Annotated in this window: 1 protein-coding gene; it reads left to right on the forward strand. The window is 71.1% G+C overall.

The genetic code is table 11. From position 1 onward, the window contains the following. Nucleotides 1-720, forward strand: a 720-nt coding sequence (locus A5704_RS26370) for an HNH endonuclease signature motif containing protein (RefSeq protein ID WP_156737767.1), incomplete at its 5' end; no start/stop codon positions are given. Between the last annotated feature and the right edge of the window lie 4 nt (nucleotides 721-724).

The following is a 724-nucleotide window of genomic DNA, read 5'->3' on the forward strand; positions in this document are numbered from 1 at the left end:
ACGTTCGACGCCGCCTTGCAGTCCCATCGTGACGCGCTGATCGCCGAATGGAAGCACGACCGCGCCGAGGGAGCGTCAGACAGCGCGCCGCCCCTGCCGGGCAGCGTCGAGGCGTTCATGCGCCTGATCGAGGCCGGCTGGGACGCGGAGACGACCCGCCGCCCACACGGACAGCACACCACCGTGGTGGTGCACGTCGACGCCGAAACGCACACTGCGGCACTGCACATGGGTCCGCTGCTCACCGACGCCGAACGCCGCTACCTGACCTGCGACGCCACCGGCGAACTGTGGTTCGAACGCCAGGGCGAGGTCATCGGCGCCGGCCGAACCACCCGCCTGATCAGCCGGCGACTGCGCCGCGCGCTCGAGCACCGCCACCGCAGCTGCGCGGTTCCCGGCTGCGGCGCCACCCGCGGCCTGCACGCCCACCACATCCGGCACTGGGAAGACGGCGGACCCACCGAGCTGACCAACCTCGTGCTGGTCTGCCCGTATCACCACCGGGCCCATCATCGTGGCGTCATCACCATCGCCGGACCCGCACCCACGCTGACCGTCACCGATCAGGCAGGCCGAACACTGAGGCCCGGATCGCTGGCGCGGCCACCGACAAAGCCCCCACCCCCGGTCGCCCCCTGCCCGGGACCCACCGGCGAGCGCGCCGACTGGTGGTGGTACCAACCCTTCCAACCCCAACCACCACAAACCAACAACTAGGCCG

The sequence above is a fragment of the Mycobacterium sp. E735 genome (assembly GCF_001666955.1).
In the GTDB taxonomy this organism is placed as follows: Bacteria; Actinomycetota; Actinomycetes; order Mycobacteriales; family Mycobacteriaceae; genus Mycobacterium.